This window comes from Mesobacillus sp. MER 48 (assembly GCF_023714225.1).
GTDB lineage: Bacteria > Bacillota > Bacilli > Bacillales > Cytobacillaceae > Mesobacillus > Mesobacillus oceanisediminis_A.
The window spans coordinates 326,808-352,950 of the sequence record NZ_JAMAUR010000002.1 but is presented as its reverse complement, the minus strand read 5'-3'; the positions used below and the strand labels follow the sequence as shown (position 1 = coordinate 352,950).

The following is a 26,143-nucleotide window of genomic DNA, read 5'->3' as shown; positions in this document are numbered from 1 at the left end:
ATTATTACATATTCTTGGATAATATTTTCATGAAAGTAAAAAAGCTGGTATGTAGTATGTCATTTTCCCAGGGATGGTACTGCCAAGAGAATTTTACCGATAAAAGGCTTCAATGTCCATCCCGGAGGTTAGTATTGAAAAAAAACCTTATTTTGTGTAGTATCTTAAGTATTGTTTTCTATCCTTTTTCGCCAAACTTCGTTATTATAGGAATAGAATTTTTTATTTTCTACAAGTTTCTTACATTATACATGTCAAGTTTATTATTTGACAACTTATCGAACTTTGAATGAGCAGGTGATGATTATGAATCGTTCCCTAAAGTGGCTTGCTGTTTTGACCACGATTGGGATGCTTTTTGTTTTATTAGGGGGAGCACTGGTTACTAAAACTGATTCCGGAATGGGCTGTGGGAAATCCTGGCCACTATGCAATGGAGAGTTTGTTCCCACCAGCATAACACCGGAATTGGTAATAGAACTGGCCCACCGATTGGTTTCCGGTAGTGTCGGCATCATGGTTCTGGTTTTATCCATTTGGACTTGGAAAACAATCGGACACATCCGTGAAACGAAGTTCCTGGCAGTTTTATCATTTTTCTTTTTGGTTCTTCAGGCTTTGATTGGCGCTGCCGCTGTCGTTTGGGGCCAATCTGATTTTGTTCTCGCGCTTCACTTTGGCATTTCACTCATTTCTTTTGCAGCTGTTCTATTATTGACCATGCTTATTTTTGAGGTAGATAAGAAATTCGAGGCTGATAAATTAGTGATCGATAAAAGAATGAGGTTCCATATCATCGGACTGGCGGTATATAGCTATATTGTCGTCTATACGGGAGCTCTGGTAAGACATATGAACGCAAGCCTGGTCTGTAGGGACTGGCCATTATGCACGAATGACGGTTCTTTCCTGCCTACAAACCTGTATGAATGGGTTCAGATGGGCCACAGGGCAGCAGCGGGATTCATTTTTATCTGGATTGCCTACGTAACATATATCACCGTAAAACATTACAAACATGAGAGAGTATTATACTGGGGCTGGATCATCTCCATGATACTGGTTTCACTTCAGGTGACCGCGGGTGCGCTGATTATTTATACCAGACTGAATTTGTATATCGCTCTGGCGCACGCATTCTTCATATCAGTACTGTTTGGTGTGTTCAGCTACTTCATCCTTCTAGTTTCAAGAAGCAAGAAAAATGCCGCAAGAGTAGAGAAACCTACAGCCGCAGACCTTTCTCCGGCCACTGTAAAATAAGAAGCTGCAGCAATCGCTGCAGCTTCTTTTGTTTTATATTACTGCCGGAACTTGAATGCATTCTGGTTGACCATGGCCGGAGAAGGCTTTGGCTGGGATGTCTTGTCCTTTTTATACTTTTCTTCGTAATTAACAAACATTGAAACATTGACGAGAATCCCCGTAGCTATAGCCAGCTGAAGCAATGAAGAGCCACCATAGCTTACAAATGGAAGCGGTACTCCTGTCAATGGAATGACTCCTGAGGCGCCGCCCAGATTGACAAACGACTGGATCCCAATCATGCTCGAAATTCCAATAGCCAGCAAACTTCCAAATGGATCTTTACACTTCAGCGCTATATGGATTCCTTTTAAGACAATGAATCCTAAACTCAGCAGTACAAATCCCACACCAAAGATTCCTAATTCTTCGGAGATCACGGCAATGATGAAGTCGGTATGCGGCTCTGGAAGATATCCAAGCTTTTGTACACTTTCACCTAGCCCAAGCCCTTTCAGCCCTCCTGAGCCAATTGCATAATATGAATTGGCCAAATGATACCCCGTATTTTGTTCATCAGTGAACGGATTGCTGTAGGCAGTAAACCTGCCCATCCTCGTTTCAGAAAAAATCTCACCTTGAAGGAAGATAACAAATGGGGTCAAAAATGCCAGTCCGAACAAAATCAGCTTCGTGATATTTCTCAGGTTCATACCTGAGGAAATGATGATTGTCGCTGCGATCGCGAAAATAATCGCTGCAGTACCGAAGTCTGGCTGGATGGCAACCAGCATACAAACCAGGATTAAATAAACAAGCGGCGGTACTACTCCCTTATTGAATTGGTTTATGTAGGCCTGTTTTTTGGCATATACCGCAGAAAGATAAATAATAACGCTCAATTTGGCGAATTCTGATGGCTGAAGGCTCCTTGCACCAAGTTCAAACCAACTTAACGCATTGTTCGTCACTTTCCCGAATAAAAACAATGCACCAAGCCCCCCGAGGATAAACGTGACCATGGGAAGCAGTAATTTAGTGCTTTTCATCGCTTTATAGGGGAATAATGCTGCAATGATGAACAAGACAGAAGCTACTAACAAATTAAACTTTTGCTTTTGAAAGAAAAAATCACTTGGATAGTCATACCTTTGAATGGCAGTGACCATGCTGGCACTGTAAACCATGACAAGTCCGAACAAACATAAGAGCACTACAGCAATGATCAATGAATAGTCATAGGATTTCAGTATTTTTTTAAACATTGTCTCTTCCCCATCTTCTAAGTTGTTTAATCTATTCTACTATAAGTTGCAATATCCTGCCTTTGTTTAGGAAAAGTTATAAAGAAATGTAATAAAGTCATATCGCTGTTATGTTCAAGTGAAATAACTTGATGTGGGTTACACAAAAAAACCCAAACATCCATCCTAGGATTGTTTGAGTTTTTAGGGTTATTTTTTTAACGAAGCTTCATGCAAAATGGAAAGTTCCCTTTCCAATTGGTCAAGAATTACTTTCCCATCTGATTCTTCGATTAAGCCGAGCCTCACTGCAAAGTCTATCTCTCTTGATAATCCAAACATTTGCGTATCTAAAACCTCTTCATAAAGAGGGCATTGAGGCATTGTCAGGTTATCCATTTGCACTTTGATCAGCCTTAAAATTTTATCAGCGTCAGCCTTTAACAAGGCATGGGCTTTTTCCTGATGGTTAATAATCATATCAGACGCCAACTTGATCCCCCCGTTTCCGAGCGATTACCCAATCCTTCTATAAATTTTACCCTTATGCGGACAAAAATGCAAGAATATTAAGGATGCAGAATTAATTGGTTATTGCAATTGGGATAGCTTGAATGACATTACTTGCAAATATCGCTATACTTATTAAATAACATATAAAACAAAGGCGGGAGAAATTATGGAAACTATCATCCCAATTAAAGGAAAAGTTAAATATAAAATCACCTTGGACTCTGGCGTATGGATTTTTGATGACAGAAAAGTGGATTTGAATACATATTTCATTGATGAGAAGGAAAGCGAAGATCATCTTGAAGAATATACAAAGTCGGTATCCAAGCATTGGGACCGCGAAATCATGGAAGGTGCTGTTTATCCGCCGACACTCAAGACTGAAGTGAAATTCGAGAAAGAAAAAGTCCTTACAGGTACATTCGGAATTCCTTTTAAACCATTTCTTGATAATGCTGAACCCGAGCAAGATGCAAAAAAAATTGTCATTGAATACGGTGAAAACAACCAAGCAGTAATTCCTCTTGAACAGGCAGCAGAAATCATACTCGGTTTTTCAAAGGACGGAAAGCCATTAAGGGAAGACGGACCATTGCATGTATACTACAAGGATGGCTCCAATAAGGAACAGCCAATCAAAAATCTAACCGGATTTACTGTCGAATGATATGTAAGATACACGAACGGGCATCCAGCAGGGTGCCCGTTATATTTTTGCTGTAATGCTGACTTTCGCTGCAGGATTTTACAAATGCCTTTACTTTAAGATGTCTGCAGCCAGCTGGGCAAGTGGTGATCTTTCTCCTTTCACGAGCTGTACATGCCCGGAAATCTGCTGATCCTTGAATTTCTCTACAACATAAGTCAATCCGTTATTATAAGCATCCAGATACGGATGGTCGATTTGATCGGGGTCGCCCATCAGGACGATTTTGCTCCTTTCCCCTACCCTTGTGAGGATTGTTTTCACCTCATGTTTGGTCAAGTTCTGGGCTTCATCAATGATGATGAATTGATCCGGGATACTTCTTCCCCTAATATACGTCAATGCTTCGACCTCGATTGAGCCCATTCCCGCCAGGATGGCATCAAGCTCTCCCGGTTTTTTCGTATTGAACAGAAACTCGAGGTTATCATAGATTGGCTGCATCCACGGCCTGAGCTTTTCCTGTTTTTCGCCCGGCAAAAAGCCGAGATCCTTTCCGACAGGTACAATTGGCCGTGCGACAAGCAGCTTCTTAAATATATTCAAATCTTCCGTCTGGAGTAAACCGGTTGCTAAAGCAAGCAATGTTTTACCCGTTCCCGCACGGCCGATCAGTGTGATTAAAGGCATGTCTTGCCGTAAAAGCAATTCCATGGCCATGATTTGCTGAACATTTCTCGGCCGGATTCCCCAGGTATGTTTCCCCTCATGCTCGAATACAAGTTTTTTTACTTTTTTCTTCTTTGTATCGACCATTGCGATGGCCGATGCCGAACTGCCAAGAATGTCCTTCATGATTACAAATTGATTGGGATAAAAAAAGTTTTGTCCCTTTAATTCAGAGAAATCCAGTTCCCCTTTTTCATAAAAACGGTTAAGCACCTCAATTTCAAGATATATTTCAGCATAGCCGGAATAAAGATGATTCATTTCCACAACCCTATCGCTTAGGAAGTCCTCAGCGATCAGTCCTATCGCATCTGCTTTTACGCGGACCAATGCGTCTTTACTGACCAGGATTACCGGGCGCCCGTCTTCCTTTGTTTCTTCTTCAAGACTGAGGTTTTTTGCCACTGCCAGGATGCGGTTGTCATTAGTTTTTTCAACGAAGATTTCCTGAAGCTGATGGAATGAACGATGGTTTAACTCAATCCTGAGTGTCCCCCCGCCTTCCAGATTGATTTTCTCATGCAGTTTCCCTGTTTCCCTCATTCCGTCTATAAGCCTTGAAACCTGGCGTGCATTACGCCCAATTTCATCCATATACCTTTTCTTTGAATCCACTTCCTCCAGAACTACAGCAGGTATGACAACTTCATTGTCTTGAAAGGAAAAGATTGCGTGCGGATCCTGTAATAAGACGTTTGTATCCAGTACATATATTTTACTCAAATTGATGCCTCCCGCCTTCTTGATCTCGGCTCTGGCCAACTTGGCAGCCTTGGCCGGGACTTTGGTAAAATATATGACTTTCTGAATAAAGATAGAAGATATTTTGCACAATAACCTTTGAGCATTTCTTTTTTTATATAACGATTGATGGTTTTTATAGAATAAATATCCGGAGGGATTTAATGATGATAAGATTGGTTGCTGCTATCTCGTTTATTTTTCTATTGACTGCATGTACTGGACAAAACAGCGCAAATGATAATGACAAAAACCATAAGGTCAAGGTGCAGAATAGTACGATTCAAGGGGTCGACCGCCAATCCGGACAGAAAATTTCCCGTCATCTGGTGAATTTGACAACACATATTCCGAATGTTGATGATGCTGCAGCGGTAGTGATTGGCCGTTATGCTATTGTCGGAATCGACGTAAACGATAACATGGAGCGATCCGAAGTAGATACAGTTAAATATACAGTCGCCGAGGCTCTAAAAAAAGATCCGCATGGTGCCAACGCCGTAGTCGTGGCAGATCCGGATATTACTGCAAGGTTAAAGGAAATCGGAAAGGATATCCAAAATGGACAGCCTATCGTGGGAATCCTGAATGAGCTGGCGGATATAACAGGAAGGGTCATGCCCGAGGTTCCGGCAGACATGATCGAACCGCAAACGGAGAGTCCGACGGAGGATCCAAAAAAGAATCTAAATCAGGGTGAGAAAAGACAGCTGGAGAAAGATCAGGAGCAACAGTCGAACTATCATAAATAGGGCGCAAAAAAAGCTTAGTCAATTGACTAAGCTTTTCTCATGGCATCCATTACTTGCTTATCGAGACGCGCTGCGGCGTCCTTATCATATGTCTTGTCATATTGAGGTTCTGCAACAATTTTCGAACCATAAAACATGACGTCCCGGACTTCGCTGATTCTGATTTCAACTAACGCCAGCTTTAACGGTACCCCTTCAAGCTTTTCCTGCTTGACACTTGCCGTTCCGCTGATTGAATATGTAGATTCATTAGCAATCAGATTGATGACTGCCTTGTCATTGCTTTTAATGTTCTCGATGATTCGAGAGCGGTTATCTACCGCGAAATAAATGATCTCTTCGTCTTTAGCAAGCACCCATGATATTGCGCTGACATTTGGTCCGCCGGTCTCATGATCCACTGTCGCCAAGGTGACAAAACGCTCTTTTTGAAGTTCATCAACCAATGGTTTAATTAGCTTTGGTTCCACTTGATTTGCCATATTCACCCTCCTTAAACTATCATAATAGTACTACGAACCGTTATTTTGGGGCAAATCAAACGATTCCCCTTTTTCCGGCTTTAAACAATGATATACTATAATATAATCCAAACTCAAATTGTCTATGTAAGCTAATTATTGATAAGAGGTGCAAGTATGAGAGTCAAATGTGTATTATGCGACAAAATCGAAAATATAAACAGTGATACCCTTCAGGCGAAAAGGCTCCGAAACCGCCCGATCCATACATATATGTGTGAAGCATGCAATGAGCGGATTGCCGAAAAAACGAACAACCGGATTGCGACCGGGAATTTCAAATTATATCGCAGCCGTGTTGAGAAAGATGACTGGTGATTAGTGATTGATATTTAAATGGTGCCTTCAAAGATTAAGTTTTGGTCTGGTACTGACAGCTTTTTTAGCTTGTGACTTAACCTGTCTTAATTCAGACGGTATTTTGACAGGTTTTAGGCCTCATTGCTCGAACCTGTCAAAATTAAAAGCTTTTTTTGACAACTTTCAGGCTTCCTGGCTCGTACCTGTCAAAATCAAGAGGGTTTTTTGACAGCTTTTATGCTTCATGGCTCAAACCGGTCAAAATCAAGAGGGTTTCTTGACAACTTTTCCGCCTCACCCCTCAAACCTGTCAAAATCACGAAGGTTTTTTGACAGCTTTCCCGCCTCGTCCCTTGAACCTGTCAAAATCACGAGGGTTTCTTGACAACTTTTCCGCCTCACCCCTCGAACCTGTCAAAATCACGAGGGTTTTTTGACAACTTTTCCGCCTCGTCCCTTGAACCTGTCAAAATCACGAGGGTTTTTTGACAGCTTTTCCGCCTCGGCCCTCGAACCTGTCAAAATCACGAGGGTTTCTTGACAACTTTTCCGCCTCACCCCTCAAACCTGTCAAAATCAAGAGGGTTTCTTGACAACTTTTCCGCCTCCCCCCTCGAACCTGTCAAAATCAAGAGGGTTTTTTGACACCTTTCCCGCCTCGTCCCTTGAACCTGTCAAAATCACGAGGGTTTTTTGACAGCTTTTCCGCCTCACCCCTCGAACCTGTCAAAATCAAGAGGGTTTTTTGACAGCTTTCCCGCCTCACCCCTCAAACCTGTCAAAATCAAGAGGGTTTTTTGACAACTTTTCCGCCTCATACCATAAACCTGTCTGAATCCAGGGCTTTTTTTTGACAGCCTTCGGTTGCTTTCACGTCGAACCTGTCTGAATCCAATTCCCACTTAGAAATGCCAATTCCTAATATAAAAAATCCGCCCATCGCTGGGCGGATTTTTTAGTCTTCTTCTGGATAGTTCACGTATTTGTCTGGTTCCTGCCTGATTTGGTCTAGCATGACTTCGATCAGGTCTCGCGGGAATCGGTATTCTTTTGAGTTACCTTCCTGCACGACCGTGACATAATACATCAATGCGTCCCGTTTTAGTTCTTTTGATTCAACTTTATGTTCATCTGCAAGAATTTGCTCGAACAATTGAGTTGTATCTGCTGCTGCTGTATCTTCTGGCCGGGCGTCGCTGACGATTTTAATGGTCAGCCAATTATAAATTGCATCCTGGAGTGACTTCATTTCCCCAACTCCTATTTGACATTTGCTTCTGCTTTTTTATGCTGGCGCAGCCTGAGCTTGTAAATGATCAGGATGAGTGCAGCGACCACAAGCCCTTCCGCGATGGGAAGGAAAATAGCAAGGAAGGTCAGGACTGTAGAGCCCAGTAATAGAAATACATAGATGATGATACTCTTCAGCACTGGCAGCTTCTGTGCAAATCCTAGTTTGTAGACCAGGATGCTCAAAGCGGCAATTGTGAGATACAGCATCCACATACCAACCGTCGGATTCTCATCTACCCTGAATAATGCTGCAAAAAATGATAATCTCTGGCTTACATCCATACTTCTTCCCCCTACTTAATTAAGCCTCAGCAAATTTCTTCTTTTTAGCCTGTCTTTCACGCTCGTTCTTATCAAGAATCTTCTTGCGGAGTCTGATCGATTCTGGTGTTACTTCGCAATACTCATCATCGTTCAAGTATTCTAATGATTCTTCAAGAGTCATGATTCTTGGTTTCTTGATGACAGAAGTCTGGTCCTTATTTGCAGAACGAATATTCGTTGCTGCCTTTACCTTCGTGATATTTACAGTGATATCATTTTCACGAGTGTGCTCGCCGACAATCATGCCTTCATAAATTTCAGTACCTGGCTCAACGAAGATCGTTCCTCGGTCTTCTACCTGCATGATACCATAAGTTGATGACTTTCCGGATTCCATTGAAACCAGAACGCCCTGGCGGCGTCCGCCTACCTGGCCTTGAAGCATTGGCTGATAGCTGTCGAATGTATGGTTAATGATACCATACCCGCGAGTCAATGTTAAAAATTCTGTTGTGTATCCGATAAGTCCGCGTGCTGGTACGTTGAAGATCAATCGAACCTGGCCGCTTCCGTTGTTAATCATATCGAGCATTTCACCTTTACGAGCACCGATAGATTCCATGATTGAACCAGTATGTTCTTCAGGAACATCGATTTGAACGCGTTCAACCGGTTCACATCTTACTCCATCAATTTCCCTTACAATAACTTCAGGTTTAGAAACTTGAAGCTCATAGCCTTCGCGGCGCATGTTTTCGATCAAAATAGACAAGTGGAGTTCCCCACGGCCTGAAACGATCCAGGCATCTGGTGAATCAGTATTGTCTACTCTTAGACTTACGTCAGTTTGAAGCTGTGCACGAAGTCTTTCTTCGATTTTCCTCGCAGTCAGGTATTTACCCTCACGGCCTGCGAATGGGCTGTTGTTGACCAGGAATGTCATTTGAAGTGTCGGCTCATCAATACGTAAAACCGGCAGCGGATCCTGGTTATCGAATGGACATACAGTTTCACCGACATTGATGTCTTCCATACCAGATAAAGCAATTAGGTCACCCGCATATGCTTCCTGTATTTCCTGGCGCTTCAGTCCGAAGAATCCAAAGATCTTTGTTACCCTGAATTGTTTTACTGAACCGTCAAGCTTCATTAATGCTACCTGCTGGCCAACCTTCATTGTTCCACGGAATACACGGCCGATACCGATTCTGCCAACATAATCATTATAGTCAAGAAGAGCAACCTGGAATTGAAGAGGCTCTTCACGGTTATCAATTGGTGCAGGAATATGGTCAATGATTGACTCGTACAATACCTGCATGTTTTCATCCTGTTTTTCTGGATCCAAGCTTGCAGTTCCGTTGATACCAGATGCGTATACAACAGGGAACTCAAGCTGATCTTCATCTGCACCAAGTTCGATGAATAAGTCAAGGACTTCATCAACAACCTCAGAAGGGCGAGCAAAGTCGCGGTCAATCTTATTAACCACAACGATTGGTGTTAAATGCTGTTCAAGAGCCTTCTTTAAAACAAAGCGTGTTTGCGGCATGCAGCCTTCATAAGCATCTACAACCAGCAATACGCCGTCAACCATTTTCATGATACGCTCAACCTCGCCGCCAAAGTCAGCATGGCCTGGAGTATCAAGAATATTAATTCGTGTATCTTTATAAGAAATAGCTGTATTTTTCGCGAGGATTGTAATTCCTCGTTCTCTTTCCAAATCGTTTGAATCCATTGCGCGCTCTTCCACATGTTCATTGATACGGAATGTGCCTGATTGCTTCAGAAGCTGGTCAACCAAAGTCGTTTTACCGTGGTCAACGTGGGCAATGATCGCTATATTTCTAATATCTTCTCTTAATTTCAAAAAAGTCACCCTGCCTTTAATATCGTAATTTATCTTTTGTCTTTTTACACAACTTACATATTATAACACAATTAGAGTAGAAACCTAAAAGCATTTTAATGTACAATTAAATATATTATTATTTTCACCAAATGTCGAATGGGAGGAATCAACTTGAAGCAGATAAAATGGCCATTATTATTTTTCGCATTTGCAGCCGCTTCATGCATGATCGGCATCGGTATCGCCATCGGTGAACGAAGTGCTGCCGGCGCTATCGCATGTATCATCGCCCTTGTGTTTGTTATGGGATTCGGTTTTAAGAAAAAAAGAAGATGAGAGAAGCAGGAGAGCTTTAATTTGAAAAATAAAACCGGCTGGAATTTCCAGCCGGTCATCCAAGAGGGCGGACCATGATCAAAAAGGTCTCGCCCTCATTTTCTTCTGTTTTGAATTGTTCAAAACCGCAATCCGTCAAAAAGTTGGACCATTCATATTCATCAATTGGAACAGCGGCAAACAGAGCCTTGTGCCCGCTTGCCTTAAATTCAGCTGAAAGCCTGTCCATGATGGACGAAGCAATTCCTCTCCGCCGTTCATCTGCTTTTACCAGGATCGTACCCAGCCATGGCTTTTGATTGGAAGGAGCATATTCCAGATGGTAGGTAACAGAAACAGGTATGCCCCCTTTTTCCCAGACTCTCCATTCACCAGACAGCCTCTCATATTGCTTCAGGTAGCCAGGCAGATCCAGATCTTTCAATTCATTTTCCATCCATTTCCGGCTCGATTCCGCAAGTTCCTGTAAAAAGCCTGAATCTGAACTTAAAAATGGACGCCAGGCGAGGTTCACCATTTTCCATCCTTAAGATAGTTTCGTAAAATATCACCATGCAGGCCAGGTTTCGAAACAAACAAGGAGTTCTGCTTCAGCATATCAAATTCTTTTCCCCTGAGATCCGTCGCCTCTCCGCCAAGCTCCTTGATCATGATGATTCCCGCTGCAATATCCCATGGTGCCAGCCTTGGTGTCATATAAGCATCGATCCTGCCGGTAGCGACATAGACCATTTCCATTGCCGCTGAACCATAAGACCGTGTTCCTCTTACATCTTTAACGAGAGGAATCAGCAATTGATGGTCGATCCGCTTATTTGGAGCGACCCAGGTAGCATTAAGGGCGATGATTGATTCACTGACCTTCGCTTCCGTAAGTTTAGGAATCGACTTTTCGTTTAAATATACTCCATTGCCCTTTATGCAATGGTACAGTTCATCATGTACGACATCATAAATGAGACCGATCATTCCTTCACCATCAATATAAATCCCTATGGAGATCGCGAAGTTCCGCTGCTGATGGACAAAATTCATCGTTCCATCAATTGGGTCTATAATCCATACTACTCCTGATAGTCCGGTTACTTCATCCCCATAGCCTTCTTCACCCATGATTTTATGGTCAGGGTACGTCCCTTTGATTTTTTTTATGAAATATTGCTCTGTCGCTTGGTCTATATCCGTAACAAGATCATTCGGATTGGATTTCGAGGTCACATTCAATGTGTTTGGGAACGAAGCCCTGATATTCTCTCCGGCCTCTTTCACCCATTTTTTCGCATATGTATCCATTTCTTTCAGGTTATAGTTCATTCAGTTTTCCCCCGTTCCAATATTTTTTACTATTTGAGGAATCTACCTTAGCTTATCGGATTTCCTTCATTCCCATCAAGTATTAGGATTTCCCTTGTCAAGTGGATAACATGCAAGACTCGGAACGTTGTTCGGAAACATAAGAAACGAACTCCATCTGCATTACAGGAGTTCGTCATGGGTCTTGATTGCCGCAGTATTCCGTTTGTTTAAGCATTCGCCGACTTCTTCTTTCAATTTACGTTTCCTGCTTACAAAGCCTTTAAACGTAATAGTTCCTGTCGGATTCTTTCAAGCTTCTGTTTGCATTCTTTCATTTTCGGTTTATCTGAGTCAGTCATTGCATCGAAAAGGGTGGCTAATTCATAATCCATTTCCAATCGCAGTACAGCCGTTCTCTGCAGTTCGCCATTTTTCTTTCTCGTTGAATTTATAAGTTGTTTCATTTATTTACACTCCTCTATTAAATTCTATTTTTTATCCATTGTATGAAGTTCCAACTGCCTGTGGTACAAATATGTGCGTTTACCCAGGTCTCCGAAAAGGCCTGCCGCTTCTATTTTCCATAAGCTTTTGCTACAATATTTGACAAAGTACTAGGAGGTTTTTATATTGTCATTTCAAGGATTCGAAAAAGCAGATTTCGATGTTTTTAAAATTGACGGTCTCGATGAACGAATGGAGGCCTTAAAATCCCAGATCCGCCCCAAGCTGGAACAACTGGGCCATCACTTCGCCCCAACGCTTTCAAATATTGCCGGCGAGGAAATGCATTATCATGTCGCCAAACATGCCAGGAGAACGAAGAACCCACCTAAGGATACTTGGGTCGCTTTTGCCAGCAATCCAAGAGGATATAAAATGCTGCCACATTTCCAGATTGGCCTCTGGGAAACTCATGTCTTCATCTGGTTCGCCGTAATTTACGAAGCACCTGAAAAGGAATCAATCGGGAAAAAACTTGAAAAGGATCTTGATTCAATTTTTGCCCGTACTCCCAAAAACTTCTTTTGGTCAGGCGATCATATGAAGCCAGAAGCCACTATGCATGGTGAGCTTTCCAAAGAAGATCTTCTGTCGATGTTCAAGCGTCTCCAAACTGTTAAAAAAGCTGAAATCCTTTGCGGATTGAACATTCCTCGCGAGGAAGCCGTCAAGCTAAGCGGTGAAGAAATGCTTTCGAAAATAGAGTTTGTATTTAAAGAAACATTACCCCTATATAAAATGGCTTAAACCATGAAATGCGTAGGCGACTGCCCTATTCCGACAAGCGCTGGAGGGCCTGACAGTGAAGTCGTTCTTTGACTTCATTGGCAGGACCGAAGCCGAAAAGTATAGCCGACTGTCCAGAAACGCAGAAACTGGAGACTCCGACAAAGAAGCGCTTTTTGCTTCTGCCGGCGGAGTTGAAGTTTCGGAGTTTCTAGGAGGTGCCACTAGACAAGCGTCTCGAGGAATTAGGAGCCGGAGCTGGACAATAAGAAAGAGCCCATTTTTACTTGGGCTCTTTCTTTGATTTCAACAGATTATCTTTTAGCCTTTTTCGGAGCGACTTTAATCTTTTCGCCGGTCCCTGTTTGTTTGATTTCTTTTACTGCCTGGTAAGAAACATACCCGCTTACTTCTTCAAATTCATTGAAGAGTGTCTTTTCCTCAGCTTTTCCCGGAACAATCTCTTTAAAGCGTCTATAAGCCTGAAGCAGAGTGTCGCGATCGATCCCTTTTTCATGAGCTTTTTCAATGCACTCGTAAAAATGGATGACATCGACAATTTCATCGGTCGACCATGTGTAGTCTATTGGATATTGGTATTCCATCTGTGCTCACCTGCTTTTTTTGCTGTGCGCAGGAAAACTTCCCTTTGCACCCTTATTATGTTAATCGATTGTACCTTTATTTATCAGTGAGCGCAAGCATGGCGGAGCTTTATCTTCCCCAGGATGTTCTGATTGCCTCTGCTTCTTTAATGATCCTTTCGAAAAGCTCAGCGACTGTAGGTGAGTCTTTGATCAATCCCATAACCTGTCCGGCCCAGCCAAAACCGTTTTCCTGGTCTCCTTCATAAATATATTTGCGGTTTGCCGTTCCGCTGATCAGCTCCTTCAGGGCATCATATCCTCCGCCTTGCTTCTCTATTTCCAGAATCTTTTCTGTCAATGGATTGGCAATCGCCCTTGCTGGCATGCCCAGTGTTCTTTTTATCACAGCCGTGTCATTCTCTGTTCCTTCAATCAGTTTTTGTTTGTACAGCTCGTTCGCATGGACACATTCTTTTGTTGCAATGAAGCGGGTTCCCATTTCAATCCCCTGCGCGCCCAGGCTTAATGCAGCCATCAAACCTCTTCCATCACCAATTCCCCCTGAGGCAATAACCGGGATGCTGACGGCATCGACTACAGATGGAATCAGCACCATCGTGCCAATGTCGCTCTTCCCAAGATGCCCGCCGCCTTCCTGACCGACTACCATGACTGCATCAGCACCGAGTTCCTCTGCTTTCTGTGCTTGCCTTTTGGCTGCAACCAGGACGAGCTTTTTACTGTCGGTCCCTTTTAATTGTTCAAAAATTGGTGCCGGGTTGCCCCCTGTCATTGAGATAACTGGTACACCTTCATCGATGGCTACATCCAGGAAATGTGAGAATGGCCTTCCATGCTGTCCGATGGCAAAATTGACCCCAAATGGCCTGTCAGTGAGTTTCCTGACTTTATGTATCTCATTTCTCAGTGCATCAGGGTCAGGAAGTGACATGGCAGTGATCTGTCCCAATCCTCCTGCATTCGATACCGCCGCAGCAAGCTCAGAATAAGCAAGATAAGCGAGTCCTCCCTGGATAATCGGGTATTGTATTCCTAATAGGTTCGTTACTTCAGTATTCCAGTTCATATTCCCTCTCCTTCATATGCTTGTTTCATTACTACTTCTATTATAGGAGGCAGAATTCCTGTTTTCTTTAAGCAAGATTACCGTATTCCTTGTATTTTGAAATTCTTTGCAAACACCTTGATTAGTGCTATAATGCATGTGTTTTATTTTTTTAAAAGCTGATCAATAATCATAATCTATAAAAAGGAAATCCAATACAATAAAGAGGTGTGATCATCCATTGTCACAATACGAAACACCACTATTTACTAGCCTGTTGAAGCACGCAGAAAAGAATCCGATCCAGTTTCATATACCTGGACATAAAAAAGGCAGCGGGATTGACCCTGAGTTCCGCGAGTTCATCGGCGATAATGCCTTGTCGATTGACTTGATCAATATCGGCCCCCTTGACGATCTTCATTCACCAAAAGGGATCATCAAGCAGGCACAGGAGCTGGCAGCTGAAGCTTTCGGCGCGGACCATACTTTCTTTTCAGTACAGGGGACAAGCGGCGCAATCATGACCATGATCATGACTGTATGCGGACCTGGAGATAAAATCATCGTTCCGCGGAACGTGCACAAATCAATCATGTCCGCAATCGTTTTTTCCGGTGCCATTCCAATTTTCATCCATCCAGAGATCGATAAAAAATTGGGTATTTCTCACGGTATTTCAACTGACTCTGTTGAAAAGGCTCTAGAGCAGCATCCAGATGCAAAAGGCTTGCTGGTAATTAATCCAACATACTTCGGCTTTGCTGCCGATTTAAAGAAGATTGTGGAAATTGCTCATTCATATGATGTTCCCGTACTTGTGGATGAAGCGCATGGTGTCCACATTCATTTCCATGAGGATCTCCCGCTATCCGCCATGCAGGCAGGTGCCGATATGGCTGCAACCAGCGTGCACAAGCTTGGCGGTTCGATGACCCAAAGCTCTATCCTGAATGTTAAAGAAGGCCTGGTTTCAGCAAAGCGTGTCCAATCAATCATCAGCATGCTGACGACCACCTCTACTTCCTATTTGCTGCTTGCATCATTAGATACGGCGCGGAGAAGGCTTGCTACCGAAGGAATGGACATTATTGACAGGACAATCAAATTGGCTCAATGGATTCGCAGGCAGGTAAACGAAATCGAACATCTTTACTGTCCTGGTGAAGACCTGCTTGGTACAAACGCGACATATGATTTTGATCCAACGAAAGTTCTCATCAGCATCAAGGATCTGAATATCACAGGATACGAGGTCGAAAAATGGCTTCGCGAAAAATACAATATCGAAGTTGAACTCTCAGACTTGTATAATATCCTGTGCATCATCACGCCTGGTGACACCCAGAAAGAAGCTGATATTCTTGTAAAGGCATTGGGTGAGCTCTCAAAGGAATTCCATCATCTAGCTGAAAAAGTCCATGCCGAGGTCATGCTGCCTGATATTCCATTATTGGCTTTGACACCTAGAGATGCTTTTTACGCTGATACAGAGGTTGTTCCTGTCGAGGAATCAGAAGGACGAATCATTGCCGAATTCGTGATGGTATATCCTCCAGGAATACCGATTTTCATTCCTGGCGAAATCATCACCAAAGAAAACCTTGTTTATATCAAGACCAATATGGAAGCTGGCCTTCCTGTACAAGGACCTGAGGATGATGAACTTAAATCATTCCGAGTGATCAAGGAACACCAAGCGATCAGATAAAAAAGAAGGGCATGCAGTGCGCATGCCCTTTTGTCTATTCTTATCTTTCCTCTGCACCTTCATGGTCGCAGCAATTGCATTTTTTTGAATATAACACCGTTACTTTCTCATCTTCGAAATGGTCAATTGTAGAATTGCAAGTTTGACAAACGATTGTGCCCATCTTTTCAAACCCCTTTTCATTTTGAATTGTGAAAGCGCTTTAACATCTTCTGCTTATATAATAATATAACACTATTAAGATTTCAAGCCTAAATTGTATAACACTTTTATTTTTTTAAAGGCAATTTATGTAATACTCAAACACATTATATGTTTTAACTTCTATTAGTATGACACTTTTGACTTCAAGCAATTACAAAGGCTTATAATTACCGAGACAGGAACGTTAGCATGAAGGAAATATGAAAAGGTCAATCTAAAAAAGTTTCCCAAAAATTAAAACAGACCTGCAGCAGGCCTGTTCTCTTCATAATCTTATTCATATTGAGTCTGGAATGGGGCTGTTGGCAATTCTTCGTTAAAAAACAGCGCAAGGTCCTCAGCCTGCCGGACTTCTGTAATATGGAATGCTTTCTGTAAAAATTCTATGTCTTCTATGTCCTTTGGGTCGAGGAGTGCTGAACGTCCTGTCTGCATGCAGACTACAAGCGGTTTTCCGAAAAACATATTGGTATACACGATCCCAAAGTCATAACGGGTGTCATACGTGGTGAACCCCACAAACCTGACATGAACCTTTTCGTGCTCGTCATAAAGCTTTTCGAATAGTTCCATAAGCCTCCTCCTTAAAATTAAATATTTAGAATATTATTATAATTCTATTTTGACAAAAAGGCAAGTGCAAGTAAAGCTAAAAAGCTTTTATTCTATTGGCACACTTTTTCAGGAGTGATAAAATGGGAAGGAATAGATAGGAAAAGGGGATTGGACGATGTCTAGTAATGCTTATATAAAACTTGTTCCATCATCATCTCAGCAAGCCATTTCCACCGAAGAACTTAAAGATTTATTTAATTATTACAAAGAAATCACCTCAAAGACAGGCGACCAGGTAGCCTGGAATTATGAAAACTCGGCGTTTCCATATGAATTGAAGGAAAAAGAAGATGGTAAAGGTACATGGTTTTACCTGCAATCATCCCAGGACCGTTACAATGCAATTTTGATTGGTATCGACAAAGAAAGCGTTGTCAATGAGGACGGCTCTGAGCGCGAACAATCATACATACAAATCACCCTTCCTCCCACTGCAACTGCTGGCGATAAGGGAAAAGCAAACGAATTCAGCAAATTCATCGGGAAAAAATTGCAGGGCGAACTGCATTTATTCAATGGGAGAATCATGTACTTCTACCCTCGCAAATAATAACCTCCCTCTAAAAACGAAACGGCTGCTAATGAGCAGCCGTTTCGCTATTTGCTGGCGTTTCTATTTGTGAAGGATCTACAATTTTATAACCTTTATCTTGCAGTCCCTTCACGATATCCCTCAATGCCTCGCTTGTCCATTTCCTGTCATGCATGAGCAAATTGGCACCATTCCTCAAAAATGGAGTATTTATCATGATATCAGCCAGGGCGTCCTTGGATTGATAGTCTTGCTCCCAATCGTAACCATAAGTCCAGTTCATGACCAGCATCTTTTCGTCAGCAGCTAGCTGTTTGCTGAAATCTGTATTCATCCCAAATGGCGCCCTGAAAAAATGCGGCCTTTCGCCTATCAGTTCTTCCACTCGATCGTTAAGATCCACAATTTCTTTTCTTTGTTGTTCCATCGATAAATCCTTCAATGATTTGTGGTTATATGTATGATTGCCAATCACAAAACCCATCTTGTGAATCTCCTTCAACACTTCCCCTTCTTCTGGAGTATCAAGAAAATGCCCATTCACAAAAAAGATCGCATTAACATTTAACGCCTTCAATGTTTTCGCCATCTCAAGAGCATTTTTATCCGGCGCATCATCGATCGTCAGCAAAACAATTTTTTCATCGGGATTTTCAATATTTTCAATCGAAAAATCAGTTTTCATTCGATACTGTGGTGTGCTTTGTTCCACTTCCACACTCTCTTGAACATCTTCTGACGTTTCTTCTACCTGCTCTTCATTTTTATTTTCCGTTGTTTTCTCAGCTGCTTTTTCTTCCTTATCGACTTTTTCATTCTTCACTTCATCTGTCTCTTTTGGTTTTTGAGCATCCTCAGCCGCACTGCAGCCAGCTAGCAATAACGAAGCAGTGAGCATATATGATATTGTTCTATTCAACCCTTTCCCCTCCTGCTGTGTATCTTGCTGACAATGCTGATGAATTAATGGCGATTCCCTGGGATGGTTTCCCATATTATATAATGAGAGACATTGTTAAATGAAAAGACACATAAAGGGCAAGACTTAGAATGGTAATCAAAAATGTTTTCCTTGCCGATTTCATTATATGATTTCCGATTATTATTGCCAGATAAAAAAACACAATGAACATAATACCATTATAAATCGGATGATCGTGTTTGGATAGCCATTCCGTTAAGGTATATCCACTCCATATGAGTGATTGAAGCAGTAAAACATTATACACCTTCAAACCCTCCACCACCATGTCTAGTTTATCTTTCCCGACCAGCAAACTGCTAAACATCTGATCTTTTTTACTAGTATATGTCCTGGATGGAAGGATATTTTTCAATTATGTAACATTTCAATAACATTCCATTCTTTTGGAAATTGCTGTGATAGAATATGGACAACTAGTTATCCAGAGGAAACATAATCTAAAAAAGTGAGGCAAAGATAAATGAAAAGCTTATCTTTTGTTTTTGTCACTACGTTCCTTTTTCTGACGGCTTCATGCAATCCGGTCAACAATTCAGACAAACTGGTGCTGAATGAAGACATAAAACAGGTTGTCTTTTTTTCTGATGAAGAGAATTACAAGCAAGAATCATCCTACTATGATGCAATCATAGAGTTAAAGAAGGAATATCCCGCAGAATTTGATAACATTGTTGTCATTCCAGCTGCAAAGGCTAATCAATACCATGATCTTCTTAAAGAGAAAAAGTTCCCGGCCATCCTGATTGTCCACCGTGACCAGGTGCTCGCGAATGTAAATGGAAGTGCCACTAAAGAACAGATTATTGAGCCGATCTCTGCTGTTTTGAATCATGAATAAAAAAAATCCTTCCCAGAATGGAAAGGATTTTTTTATTTGATTTTATTTTATGATATGAATTGGATTTCCAAGCGCAACTTCTGCTGCTTCCATCGTAATTTCACCTAATGTTGGGTGAGCGTGGATGGTCATTGCCAGATCTTCAGCAGTCATCCCTGCTTCTATTGCCAGACCAAGTTCTGCAATCATATCAGAAGCATTAGGGCCTGCAATTTGCGCACCGATGACGATATCATCTTCCTTACGAGTGATCAGCTTCAGGAAGCCGTCAGTCTGATTAAGTGAAAGGGCACGGCCGTTTGCAGCAAACGGGAATTTCGCTGCTTTAATATCGATGCCCGCATCCTTTGCTTCTTTTTCAGAATAACCTACAGACGCTAATTCTGGGTCAGAGAATACGACAGCAGGGATTGCCAGGTAATCGATTTCTGAAGGGTGTCCAGCGATTGCCTCAGCAGCAATCTTACCTTCGTAAGATGCCTTATGAGCCAGTGGCGGTCCTTCAACAATGTCGCCAATTGCGTAAATGTTGCTGACATTTGTGCGGCATTGCTTGTCGATTTTGATCACACCACGATCTGTCATTTCAATTCCTACTTGCTCAAGGCCAAGTTCGTCAGTGTTTGGCTTTCTGCCTACCATGACAAATACGTAGTCTGCTTCTACTTTTTGCTCTTCACCTTTTACTTCATAGGTAACAGTTACGCCAGTTTCACTTTCTTCAACACCCTTGGCAAGGGCCTTCGTAATCACTTCTGCGCCCTTTTTCTTAAGGTTCTTTTTCACAAGTGAAGACATTTGCTTTTCGAAACCATTCAAGATTTCGTCAGCACCTTCTAGGATTGTCACCTTCGTGCCGAAGCTTGCATATGCACCGCCAAGCTCTGTGCCGATATAGCCTCCGCCGATGACAACAATGCTCTCAGGAAGCTCCTGAAGATTCAATGCACCAGTAGAATCAAGCACACGCTTAGAGAATTTGAAAGCCGGGATCTCAATTGGGCGGGATCCAGTAGCAAGGATAGCGTTCTTGAAAGTATATGTCTGGGCTGAATTTTCATCCATCACACGAATTGTATTGGCATCCACGAAGTACGCTTCGCCTTTAACAATATCGATTTTATTGCCTTTTAACAATCCTTCAACGCCGCCAGTCAATTTCTTGACTACTCCTGCTTTGAACTCTTGTACTTTTGAAAAGTCAAGCGTAACGTTTTCTGCTTTAACGCCCATGTCTTCTGAGTGTTTTGCATTTTCGTATCTGTGACCAGCCGAAATCAAAGCTTTAGATGGAATACATCCGACGTTCAGGCAGACACCGCCAAGAACCGCCTTTTCTACGATTGTTACTTTTTGGCCCAGCTGGGCAGCGCGAATGGCTGCCACATATCCGCCAGGACCGGCACCGATGACAAGAGTATCAGTTTCGATTGGAAAATCTCCTACTACCATTTATTACCCCTCCATTAACAATAGTTCTGGATCGTTCAACAGGCGCTTGATATGGTTCAATGCGTGCTGTGCAGTAGCTCCGTCAATCATACGGTGATCGAAGCTTAGAGATAGTGCAAGTACTGGAGCAGCAACGATCTCACCATCTTTTACTACAGGCTTTTCTGCGATGCGGCCAATTCCAAGGATTGCAACTTCCGGATGGTTGATAACCGGAGTGAACCATTGTCCGCCAGCAGAACCGATGTTTGTGATTGTGCAAGATGCACCTTTCATTTCATCTGGAGCCAATTTTCCGTCACGTGCTTTTCCTGCAAGTTCGTTGATCTCATTAGAGATTGAGAATACAGACTTACGGTCAGCATCTTTAACGACCGGAACTAGCAAGCCTTTGTCAGTATCAGCAGCAATACCGATATTGTAATAGTGCTTGTGAATGATTTCGCTTGTTGCATCATCTAATGATGTGTTCAATGCTGGGTATTCACGAAGTGCACTTGTTAAAGCTTTTACCACATAAGGAAGGAACGTAAGCTTAATTCCTTTTTCAGCAGCCACTTCTTTGAACTTCTTGCGGTGTGCAACAAGCTTTGTTACATCTACTTCGTCCATTAGTGTAACGTGTGGAGCTGTATGCTTAGAGTTAACCATTGCTTTTGCAATCGCTTTTCTGATGCCGCTCATCTTCTCACGAGTCTCAGGATATTGTCCCTCTGGGATAGCCTGAGCTGCTGCCTTAGGAGCTGCTGCTTCAGCTTCTGGCGCCTGTGCTTGGTCAGCCTTTGGTGCAGCTGCTGCTGGTGCTCCGCCGCTTAAGAAGCTGTCAACATCGTTTTTCTGGATGCGGCCATTTTTGCCTGATCCAGCAACCTGGCGAATATCAACGCCTTTTTCACGTGCATATTTACGAACAGATGGCATTGCTACGATGCGGCGGTTAGGATCAACTTCTGCCTGTGGTGCAGCTGCTGCGCCCGCACCGGTTTCGCCTGCAGGAGCAGGGGCTTCTGTTGCTTCTTTTTCAATTTTTTGCCCAGCCTCCATAGTAGATTGAACCTGTGCTTCTGTTTTCTCAGCCGGAGCATCTTCTTCTTCTTCACCTTTGAACTTAAGGTCTTCATACCCTGGAGCATCAAATGTTACGAGAACCTGTCCAACTGTTGCAACAGTTCCTTCTTCAACTAAAACTTCTTCGACTGTACCAGCGACAGGGGAAGGAATTTCTACTACTGCTTTATCATTTTGTACTTCGCAAAGTACATCGTCTTCCTGAACTTTATCGCCAGGTTTTACGAACCATTTGACGATTTCACCTTCGTGAATACCTTCGCCGATATCTGGCAGCTTAAATTTGAATGCCAATGGAATTCACCCTCCTATGTTTTATCGATCGTGTTTGCTTTTTTAGAATTCAAGTACTTTCTTAGCTGTTTCGATTACATCCTTATAGTTAGGCAGCCATACTGTTTCTGCCTGAGAGAATGGGAATACTGTATCAGGTGCAGCCACTCTTAAGACTGGAGCTTCAAGGCTAAGGATAGCGCGGTCATTGATTTCCGCAACAATTTGTCCAGCCATTCCAGCCTGTTTTTGTGCTTCCTGGACAACGATCGCTCTTCCTGTTTTTTCAACAGAAGCAATGATTGTTTCAATATCGAAAGGCATTACAGTCCTTAAGTCGATTACTTCTACAGAATGGCCTTCTTTTTCAAGTTCTTCTGCAGCTTTCAGTGATTCATGGACCATTGCACCATAAGTGATGATGGAAAGGTCTGTACCTTCACGCTTAACATCCGCTTTTCCAAGAGGGATTGTGTACTCTTCTTCAGGAACTTCCTGACGGAATGAGCGATAGAGCTTCATGTGCTCAAGGAAAATGACTGGATCATTATCGCGGATTGCTGAAATCAGCAATCCTTTTGCATCATATGGAGTTGAAGGAATAACAACCTTCAAACCAGGCTGTTGTGCAACCATTCCCTCCAGGCTGTCAGCGTGCATCTCTGGTGTATGTACGCCTCCGCCGAATGGTGAACGGATGGTAACTGGTGAGCTGTAGCGTCCGCCTGAACGGTAACGCATACGAGCCATTTGACCAGCGATTGAATCCATTACTTCGAACACGAATCCGAAGAACTGGATTTCCGGGACAGGACGGTACCCCTGCAAAGCAAGACCGATTGCCAGTCCGCCAATACCGGATTCTGCAAGCGGCGTATCAAATACGCGATCTTCCCCAAACTCTTTTTGCAGGCCTTCTGTCGCACGGAATACACCGCCGTTTACGCCAACGTCTTCCCCGAATACAAGGACGTTGGGATCATTTTTCAGTTCTACGCGAAGAGCGTCTGTAATTGCTTGAATCATTGTCATTTGAGCCATGGCTTACTTCGACTCCTTCTCTTTGTATATTTCATATTGTTCTTTTAAGTGGTCTGGCATTTCTTCATACATGATCTCCATCAAGTCTGTGACTTTCTGCTTAGGAGTATCATCCGCTTCTTTGATAGCGTTTTTGATTTCTTCTTTTGCTCTTTCGATTGTTTCGTTTTCCATCTCTTCAGTCCAAAGATTCTTCTTCTCGAGGAACTTACGGAAACGAACTAATGGATCCTTCTTTTCCCATTCATTATCCAAATCCGATGTACGGTAACGAGTTGGGTCATCACCAGCCATTGTATGAGGACCATAACGGTAAGTCATTGTTTCAATCAATGTTGGTCCTTCTCCGTTTACTGCGCGCTGACGTGCTTCAAGAGTTACAGCATAAACCGCAAGCGGGTCCATTCCATCTACCTGGATACCAGGAATACCTGCAGCTACAGCTTTTTGAGCAATTGTCTGTGCAGCAGTCTGCTTTTCTACAGGAGTAGAAATCGCGAATCGGTTATTTTGTACGAAGAAAATTGCCGGCGCTTTATATGCCCCCGCAAAGTTGATTCCTTCGTAGAAGTCACCTTGGGAAGAACCGCCATCGCCTGTGTAAGTCACAGCGACTGCTTGAGCTCCGCGTTTTTTCATTCCCAGCGCCACACCTGCAGCCTGGATATATTGAGCACCAATGATGATTTGTGGTGAAATGACATTTACACCTTCAGGGATCTGATTGCCCTTGAAGTGTCCGCGAGAGAACAAGAATGCCTGTGTAAGCGGAAGACCATGCCAAATCATTTGTGGTACATCACGGTATCCTGGAAGAATAAAGTCTTCTTTTTCAAGTGCGAATTGGGATGCAAGCTGGGAAGCTTCCTGCCCTGCTGTAGGAGCGTAGAAACCAAGACGTCCCTGGCGGTTCAATGAAATTGAACGCTGGTCCAAAATCCTTGTGTAAACCATACGCTTCATCAATTCTTGTAATTGCTCGTCCGAAAGTTCAGGCATTGCCGCTTCATTAACGACTTCACCCTCTTCATTTAAAATCTGGAACATTTCAAATTGGCTTTCGATCTTTTCGAGCTGCTTTTTTGCATCAAGAGTGTTGTTTTTCGTTTTAGATGCCATCAGAGCCACCTCTTCCTTTCTAACTCATAAATTTTATTAAATATACAAAAATAGGTTACCCAATATCAGGATTAATTTCCCCGGGTTCTCAAAATACATCTTGAGCTGATTGATCGTCTTATTTATGGCAGAACACAGGAAACTCAAGCATCTTTGGCTGAAGCCGCATGTGGACACACCATTCTATAGTTTTCCACAGATGCACAATAAAAAAACTTATATTTCCCAATTCCAGCATCCTAAATCCTGTATTAGTAAAATTCATAAACAGAGTAATACAATTCGCTCATTCGTTTTTTAGTTTACATCACGAAAATAACTCCGTCAAATACTATGTTTTATCTTTTTTAATTTTAATCATCATCGTTATGTTATTATCCTAAAAAAGCAACTGTATTACTATTCGATTAATACTGTACTATAATAAATTACTTTTAATTCAAACTGTATTAATGTTAAACACTAGACTTTTAACAAAAATGGGCACATTAGGTGTCGGCCGCGGTTTGGCGTGGCCAGTTGGGGTTGGGATGGGCTTTTATGGATAATTGTTTTTAAAAGCCACAAAAAAACCGCTTTTGAGTTAAAGCGGCTTTAGATCTATTCCTATTCTTCCTTTTCCGGGCTTACTTCTATTCCGGCTTTTTTATAAAAAGCCAGTTTTTCTTTATTATACTGGTCCGTTTTATCATTGAATTCCTGGTTATCCTTCAGTACTGTCTCATATATCTCATTTACTTTATTGATTTGCTCTTCCAGGTTATCAAAGCTTAACTCCTTATCCTTCAGCATTTCATAAAGTTTTTTGTCATATTGGAGACCTTGTTTATAATTTTTGTACAGGTCATCATGTATTTCATATCGTTCATTCATCGTGGCCTTCAATTCATTTGCCTGCTTCTTTAGGCCGGAATCCTCGATCTCTTCAATAATTTGGTCGATGTTTTTGAATTCTTTTCGTGATTCGTCAATACTTTCTTTTTCTTTATCTATATGTTCAGCTCGTTTGTCGGCGTTAGCCAAAGCCTCATCAGCCAGCTTTACAATTTGGTCATATTCCTTCATGCCAAGCGAAATGATCTTTTCATATATTTCCTTTTCCTTCTTTTCCAGCTCTACAAGTGGATCCTGCTGATCCTCAAATGTTTTTTCAATTGAAACGACTTTTTCAAGCTCCTCGAACATCTTTTCCTCAGGTGATTGCTTGTCCAAACACCCAGCCAGACTAAAAACTCCAGCCATCATGATAATAGCTAAACTTATTTTTTTGAATATGGACAACATAATAACCTCCTCATAGATACCAATTTTACTATAGCGATTGCGGCGAGATTTGACAATAGAAATGAAATTCTGCAGTTTTTTATCCATAATCGAAGTGGAAAAGCTTGTCCTTTCCCTAAATATATTCAACCATAATGCTCTTTATGCTTTGGGCTTGAGCCTATACCATCTAATTTCTTTTGCATAGGCTATAGCAATCGACCCGAATTGCGGGCGAATCATACAAAAGAGGAGGTTTCCATATGTACGGATACGGATATGGATGTGGTGGATATCCTGTTGCGGGAGTAGGTTATCGCGGCGGCTTCGCTTTGATTGTCGTGTTGTTTATCCTTTTGATCATCGTTGGATGCGCCTGCTGGAGATTTTAATTGTGAAGAGTAAAGGGAGAAGGGATTTATGT

The 26,143-nt window shown here is 42.3% G+C and carries 30 protein-coding genes; 10 read left to right on the top strand and 20 right to left on the bottom strand.

Going from position 1 to position 26,143, the window contains the following annotated elements; genetic code table 11:
• Positions 1-306: 306 nt before the first annotated feature.
• Positions 307-1,263, top strand: a complete 957-nt coding sequence (locus M3593_RS08000) for a COX15/CtaA family protein (protein WP_251542148.1) — start codon at positions 307-309, stop codon at positions 1,261-1,263.
• 38 nt (positions 1,264-1,301) lie between these two features.
• Here the strand turns inward: M3593_RS08000 and M3593_RS07995 are convergent, their stop codons facing one another.
• Together M3593_RS07995 and M3593_RS07990 are read right to left on the bottom strand one after the other, a co-directional pair.
• Positions 1,302-2,510: an FtsW/RodA/SpoVE family cell cycle protein gene (locus tag M3593_RS07995; RefSeq protein WP_144474750.1), complete on the bottom strand. Its 1,209-nt coding sequence runs from the start codon at positions 2,508-2,510 to the stop codon at positions 1,302-1,304.
• Between the two features lie 189 nt (positions 2,511-2,699).
• Complete coding sequence (locus M3593_RS07990; RefSeq protein WP_144474749.1) at positions 2,700-2,981, bottom strand: Fpa/YlaN family protein; 282 nt, start codon at positions 2,979-2,981, stop codon at positions 2,700-2,702.
• A 187-nt stretch (positions 2,982-3,168) separates the two neighbouring features.
• Here M3593_RS07990 and M3593_RS07985 point away from each other — a divergent pair, with 187 nt between their 5' ends.
• Positions 3,169-3,669, top strand: coding sequence for a molybdopterin-binding protein (locus tag M3593_RS07985; RefSeq protein ID WP_251542150.1), 501 nt, complete (start codon positions 3,169-3,171; stop codon positions 3,667-3,669).
• Positions 3,670-3,759: 90 nt separating this feature from the next.
• Here the strand turns inward: M3593_RS07985 and M3593_RS07980 are convergent, their stop codons facing one another.
• Complete coding sequence (locus M3593_RS07980) at positions 3,760-5,100, bottom strand: PhoH family protein (protein ID WP_144474747.1); 1,341 nt, start codon at positions 5,098-5,100, stop codon at positions 3,760-3,762.
• Between the two features lie 182 nt (positions 5,101-5,282).
• On the opposite strand from M3593_RS07980, the gene M3593_RS07975 reads away from it, so the two are divergent.
• Complete coding sequence (locus M3593_RS07975; RefSeq protein ID WP_144474746.1) at positions 5,283-5,870, top strand: YhcN/YlaJ family sporulation lipoprotein; 588 nt, start codon at positions 5,283-5,285, stop codon at positions 5,868-5,870.
• 26 nt (positions 5,871-5,896) lie between these two features.
• Here M3593_RS07975 and M3593_RS07970 read toward each other — a convergent pair whose 3' ends face one another.
• Entirely contained in the window at positions 5,897-6,352 is a 456-nt protein-coding gene (locus tag M3593_RS07970; protein ID WP_144474745.1) for a pyridoxamine 5'-phosphate oxidase family protein, read from the bottom strand.
• Between the two features lie 156 nt (positions 6,353-6,508).
• Here M3593_RS07970 and M3593_RS07965 point away from each other — a divergent pair, with 156 nt between their 5' ends.
• Entirely contained in the window at positions 6,509-6,709 is a 201-nt protein-coding gene (locus M3593_RS07965; protein ID WP_144474744.1) for a YlaI family protein, read from the top strand.
• Positions 6,710-7,646: 937 nt separating this feature from the next.
• Here the strand turns inward: M3593_RS07965 and M3593_RS07960 are convergent.
• From M3593_RS07960 to typA, 3 genes are read right to left on the bottom strand one after another with little or no spacing between them, the layout of a single operon-like run.
• A complete protein-coding gene (locus M3593_RS07960) occupies positions 7,647-7,940 on the bottom strand; it encodes a hypothetical protein (protein WP_251542152.1) in 294 nt (97 codons plus the stop codon).
• A gap of 11 nt (positions 7,941-7,951) precedes the next feature.
• Positions 7,952-8,266: a YlaH-like family protein gene (locus M3593_RS07955; protein ID WP_144474742.1), complete on the bottom strand. Its 315-nt coding sequence runs from the start codon at positions 8,264-8,266 to the stop codon at positions 7,952-7,954.
• Between the two features lie 19 nt (positions 8,267-8,285).
• Entirely contained in the window at positions 8,286-10,121 is a 1,836-nt protein-coding gene (typA, locus tag M3593_RS07950) for a translational GTPase TypA (RefSeq protein ID WP_251542166.1), read from the bottom strand.
• 153 nt (positions 10,122-10,274) lie between these two features.
• On the opposite strand from typA, the gene M3593_RS07945 reads away from it, so the two are divergent.
• Positions 10,275-10,439, top strand: coding sequence for a YlaF family protein (locus M3593_RS07945; RefSeq protein WP_251542168.1), 165 nt, complete (start codon positions 10,275-10,277; stop codon positions 10,437-10,439).
• Positions 10,440-10,494: 55 nt separating this feature from the next.
• On the opposite strand, the gene M3593_RS07940 is transcribed toward M3593_RS07945, so the two are convergent.
• The 3 genes from M3593_RS07940 to M3593_RS07930 form a co-directional block, all read right to left on the bottom strand.
• Positions 10,495-10,956: a GNAT family N-acetyltransferase gene (locus tag M3593_RS07940; RefSeq protein WP_251542170.1), complete on the bottom strand. Its 462-nt coding sequence runs from the start codon at positions 10,954-10,956 to the stop codon at positions 10,495-10,497.
• Positions 10,950-11,753 carry an inositol monophosphatase family protein gene (locus tag M3593_RS07935; protein WP_144474738.1) on the bottom strand — a complete coding sequence of 268 codons (804 nt, stop codon included), beginning with the start codon at positions 11,751-11,753 and terminating at the stop codon, positions 10,950-10,952. Before M3593_RS07935 ends, M3593_RS07940 begins: the two co-directional genes overlap by 7 nt.
• A gap of 251 nt (positions 11,754-12,004) precedes the next feature.
• On the bottom strand, positions 12,005-12,199 hold the full coding sequence (locus M3593_RS07930; protein WP_144474737.1) for a hypothetical protein: 195 nt from the start codon (positions 12,197-12,199) through the stop codon (positions 12,005-12,007).
• Positions 12,200-12,365: 166 nt separating this feature from the next.
• Between M3593_RS07930 and M3593_RS07925 the strand changes: the two genes are divergently transcribed.
• Positions 12,366-12,986, top strand: a complete 621-nt coding sequence (locus M3593_RS07925; protein WP_251542172.1) for a YktB family protein — start codon at positions 12,366-12,368, stop codon at positions 12,984-12,986.
• Positions 12,987-13,279: 293 nt separating this feature from the next.
• On the opposite strand, the gene M3593_RS07920 is transcribed toward M3593_RS07925, so the two are convergent.
• Together M3593_RS07920 and M3593_RS07915 are read right to left on the bottom strand one after the other, a co-directional pair.
• A complete protein-coding gene (locus tag M3593_RS07920) occupies positions 13,280-13,570 on the bottom strand; it encodes a UPF0223 family protein (RefSeq protein ID WP_251542174.1) in 291 nt (96 codons plus the stop codon).
• A gap of 109 nt (positions 13,571-13,679) precedes the next feature.
• On the bottom strand, positions 13,680-14,639 hold the full coding sequence (locus M3593_RS07915) for an NAD(P)H-dependent flavin oxidoreductase (RefSeq protein WP_251542176.1): 960 nt from the start codon (positions 14,637-14,639) through the stop codon (positions 13,680-13,682).
• Positions 14,640-14,859: 220 nt separating this feature from the next.
• On the opposite strand from M3593_RS07915, the gene M3593_RS07910 reads away from it, so the two are divergent.
• Entirely contained in the window at positions 14,860-16,329 is a 1,470-nt protein-coding gene (locus M3593_RS07910; protein ID WP_251542178.1) for an aminotransferase class I/II-fold pyridoxal phosphate-dependent enzyme, read from the top strand.
• 40 nt (positions 16,330-16,369) lie between these two features.
• On the opposite strand, the gene M3593_RS07905 is transcribed toward M3593_RS07910, so the two are convergent.
• Both M3593_RS07905 and M3593_RS07900 read right to left on the bottom strand, forming a co-directional pair.
• Positions 16,370-16,492 carry a GapA-binding peptide SR1P gene (locus tag M3593_RS07905; protein WP_079508283.1) on the bottom strand — a complete coding sequence of 41 codons (123 nt, stop codon included), beginning with the start codon at positions 16,490-16,492 and terminating at the stop codon, positions 16,370-16,372.
• A 314-nt stretch (positions 16,493-16,806) separates the two neighbouring features.
• Positions 16,807-17,106, bottom strand: coding sequence for a DUF3055 domain-containing protein (locus M3593_RS07900; protein ID WP_251542180.1), 300 nt, complete (start codon positions 17,104-17,106; stop codon positions 16,807-16,809).
• 157 nt (positions 17,107-17,263) lie between these two features.
• Here M3593_RS07900 and M3593_RS07895 point away from each other — a divergent pair, with 157 nt between their 5' ends.
• Positions 17,264-17,698, top strand: coding sequence for a DUF1885 family protein (locus M3593_RS07895; RefSeq protein ID WP_144474731.1), 435 nt, complete (start codon positions 17,264-17,266; stop codon positions 17,696-17,698).
• A 28-nt stretch (positions 17,699-17,726) separates the two neighbouring features.
• Here M3593_RS07895 and M3593_RS07890 read toward each other — a convergent pair whose 3' ends face one another.
• A complete protein-coding gene (locus M3593_RS07890) occupies positions 17,727-18,599 on the bottom strand; it encodes a polysaccharide deacetylase family protein (protein WP_251542182.1) in 873 nt (290 codons plus the stop codon).
• 526 nt (positions 18,600-19,125) lie between these two features.
• On the opposite strand from M3593_RS07890, the gene M3593_RS07880 reads away from it, so the two are divergent.
• Complete coding sequence (locus tag M3593_RS07880; RefSeq protein ID WP_251542186.1) at positions 19,126-19,503, top strand: small peptidoglycan-associated lipoprotein; 378 nt, start codon at positions 19,126-19,128, stop codon at positions 19,501-19,503.
• A 42-nt stretch (positions 19,504-19,545) separates the two neighbouring features.
• Here the strand turns inward: M3593_RS07880 and lpdA are convergent, their stop codons facing one another.
• The 5 genes from lpdA to M3593_RS07855 all read right to left on the bottom strand — a co-directional run bounded on the left by lpdA (position 19,546) and on the right by M3593_RS07855 (position 25,740).
• On the bottom strand, positions 19,546-20,955 hold the full coding sequence (lpdA, locus tag M3593_RS07875) for a dihydrolipoyl dehydrogenase (RefSeq protein ID WP_251542187.1): 1,410 nt from the start codon (positions 20,953-20,955) through the stop codon (positions 19,546-19,548).
• A 3-nt stretch (positions 20,956-20,958) separates the two neighbouring features.
• Positions 20,959-22,317: a dihydrolipoamide acetyltransferase family protein gene (locus M3593_RS07870; RefSeq protein WP_144474729.1), complete on the bottom strand. Its 1,359-nt coding sequence runs from the start codon at positions 22,315-22,317 to the stop codon at positions 20,959-20,961.
• Between the two features lie 42 nt (positions 22,318-22,359).
• Entirely contained in the window at positions 22,360-23,337 is a 978-nt protein-coding gene (locus tag M3593_RS07865) for an alpha-ketoacid dehydrogenase subunit beta (protein ID WP_144474728.1), read from the bottom strand.
• Between the two features lie 3 nt (positions 23,338-23,340).
• The gene (gene pdhA / locus M3593_RS07860) at positions 23,341-24,456 is read right to left on the bottom strand and encodes a pyruvate dehydrogenase (acetyl-transferring) E1 component subunit alpha (RefSeq protein ID WP_144474727.1); all 1,116 of its coding nucleotides are present in this window, start codon (positions 24,454-24,456) and stop codon (positions 23,341-23,343) included.
• 606 nt (positions 24,457-25,062) lie between these two features.
• Positions 25,063-25,740: a YkyA family protein gene (locus M3593_RS07855; protein ID WP_251542188.1), complete on the bottom strand. Its 678-nt coding sequence runs from the start codon at positions 25,738-25,740 to the stop codon at positions 25,063-25,065.
• Between the two features lie 242 nt (positions 25,741-25,982).
• Here M3593_RS07855 and M3593_RS07850 point away from each other — a divergent pair, with 242 nt between their 5' ends.
• Positions 25,983-26,111, top strand: a complete 129-nt coding sequence (locus M3593_RS07850; protein WP_144474725.1) for a YjcZ family sporulation protein — start codon at positions 25,983-25,985, stop codon at positions 26,109-26,111.
• The last annotated feature ends 32 nt before the right edge of the window (positions 26,112-26,143 follow it).